We start from the raw sequence: 2,328 nt of genomic DNA, 5'->3' as shown, positions 1-2,328 counted from the left end.
GCTGCTGTTGCGGGGCCGGACGTCCCGGTGCGGGCGCAGGAGATGGCGGTGGCGGCGGAGATCGGGTGTGTGCTGGCCCTGGGTCCTCGGGCGGCCTCATCGTTCCTCGCAACTGCGCACGCCGTGATGTCGACGTTGCCGCGGACGTTTGAGGCTTTGCAGGCCGGGACCGTCTCTTGGCAGCACGCTGTGGTGATGGCCGATGAGACAACGTGTCTGGATGCCGCGGCGGCGGCGGCGTTGGAAGCCCATTTCCTGGACCCGGACGCACCGGACCCGGCGCGGGGGTGCCCGGTGGGGCAGCTTCCGGCGCACCGGTTCAAGGCCAAGTCCCGCACCTGGCGGGAACGCCACCACGTAGAGAGCATCGAGAAACGCCACGCGAAAGGGGTCGCGGACCGGCGGGTGGAGTTCCGGCCGGACCAGGACGGGATGGCCTGGCTCTCCGCGTACCTTCCCGCGGACCAGGCCCAGGCCGGGTGGAACCGGCTCACCGCCGCCGCCCGTGCCCTGCAGGGACCCGATGAATGCCGCACCATGACCCAACTGCGTGCGGACACCTTCGCCGACGCGGTCCTCACCAACGGCACCACAGTCAACGATGCCAGGCCCGGCGCGGGAACTGACCAGCAATCTCCGATCCGGGCGCAGGTGCTGGTCACGGTCCCTGTGTTCTCGCTGATGGGTGTTACGGACGAGGCGGCGATGCTGGACGGGTACGGTCCCATCCCGCCGACAATGGCCCGGGAACTCGTCGCTTCCGGTGCGGCTTCGTTCTACCGGGTGCTGGTGGATCCGCGGGACGGGGCACCGTTGGAGATCGGCCGGACGAGCTACCGGGTCACCGGCGCGATGCGGTCCTGGTTGAGGCTGCGGGACGGGAAGTGCCCGTTCCCGGGCTGCAGCAACAACTCCCTGGACAACGACGCCGACCACATCCTCGCCTGGGCCAAGGGTGGCACCACCGGGATCAGCAACCTGGGACAGCCCTGCCCGAAACACCACAAACTCCGCCACACCACCGGCTGGAAACCCACCCCGGCCACCAAGAACGAACCACCCGGCTGGACCTCACCCACCGGCCGCAACTACCCGAGCGAATACCAGGACTGGGAACCACCACGCTGGCCGGACCGAATGTGGCAGGACGGAAAGCGGCCGGACCGAAGGTGGCCCGGCAGCATCGATCTCGTTCGCCATGGTGCGTCCCCCTGGGAGGATGCCCTTGAGCGGTTCCTGCGTGCTCACGCCTGACCAGCTTCGGTGCTACTGGAGCAGGCCCAGCTGGTCCGGCGTATCCACGTCCTCGCCGGTGGACTGGTCGCTGCAGTCCACCTCGTCCACCAGATCGGGGTGGCTGCGCAGGAAGCGGCGGGCCCCGGCGTCACCCGTCACCGTTGCGCAAACAGCTTCGCGGAGGGAGGCGTCGATGACCAAGGGGTGCCCGCGGCGGAGAGCCGCGCCGCCGCCGTCGTTGGAATCACGACGGCGGCGGTACGCGGCGGCGGTGATCCGCCCGGGGCGGTGGGAGGACAACAGACGTGCCACGGTTTCCGGCGTCAGGCCGGGCTGGTCCACCAGCGCGATCAGGAGGTGGTCTGCCGGGTCCGCGGCCTGGTTGCCGAGCAGGAAGGAACTTCCCATTCCTGACTCCCATTCGGAATTGGTCAGCACGCGGCAGCCGTCCAGCATGGCGGCAGCTTCAACCTGGGCCGCACCTGCACCGAGGACCACCACCACCTCCCGGCAGACGCCGGTGAGCAGTGCTCCGGCAATAGCCTCCACCAACGGCCGTCCACGGAACGGAAGCAGGGCTTTCGGGCCCAGGCCCAGGCGGGTGCCACCTCCTGCGGCGAGCACCACCCCGGTGGTCCTCATCCCCGCTGAACCGGTCCCGTTACCATCACCCATAGCTGCACCCTATGGGAGTTGCGGTCAGGCGTCCCCACCCGCCCCGCCGGTGGTGCCGGCGTTGACGTCCAGGAGTTTGTAGCGGTCCATGGCGTACGACGGCGCATCCGCCTCCACTTCACCCCTGGCCGCGAGCAGCTGGAGCACCTTCACCACGATGGAGTGGGTGTCGTTCTTGAAGAAGCGGCGTGCTGCTGCGCGGGTGTCGGAGAAGCCGAAGCCGTCGGCGCCGAGGGTGGCGTATTCGTTGGGGATGAATTGCCGGATCTGGTCCGGGACGGCTTTCATGTAGTCCGAGACGGCGACGATGGGGCCGGTGGCGCCTTCGAGTTGCTGGGTGACGAAGGGGACGCGGGCGGGCTGGCCGGGGTTGAGGAAGGCTTCCTCTTCGGCGGCGAGGCCGTCGCGGCGCAGTTC

Annotated in this window: 3 protein-coding genes; 1 reads left to right on the top strand and 2 read right to left on the bottom strand. The window is 69.1% G+C overall.

Annotation, left to right across the window (positions count from 1 at the left end):
• Positions 1-1,254: HNH endonuclease signature motif containing protein (locus tag AC1DIP_RS22165; RefSeq protein ID WP_477735112.1), on the top strand; the 1,254-nt coding region annotated here is incomplete at its 5' end.
• A gap of 12 nt (positions 1,255-1,266) precedes the next feature.
• Here AC1DIP_RS22165 and nboR read toward each other — a convergent pair.
• Together nboR and AC1DIP_RS22155 are read right to left on the bottom strand one after the other, a co-directional pair.
• Positions 1,267-1,911, bottom strand: a complete 645-nt coding sequence (gene nboR / locus AC1DIP_RS22160; protein WP_477735111.1) for a nicotine blue oxidoreductase — start codon at positions 1,909-1,911, stop codon at positions 1,267-1,269.
• A gap of 24 nt (positions 1,912-1,935) precedes the next feature.
• A partial coding sequence (locus AC1DIP_RS22155; protein ID WP_477735110.1) for a transketolase-like TK C-terminal-containing protein occupies positions 1,936-2,328 on the bottom strand: 393 nt, incomplete at its 5' end.

It is taken from the genome of Pseudarthrobacter sp. 05T312, from assembly GCF_056396685.1.
Note: the sequence above shows the minus strand (reverse complement) of the source record. Positions and strands in the feature narration are given on the sequence as shown.

What these genes read in the sequence shown, in the direction of transcription:
- nboR (WP_477735111.1), bottom strand. Translation starts at nt 1,911, where the DNA reads ATGGGTGATGGTAACGGGACCGGTTCAGCGGGGATGAGGACCACCGGG.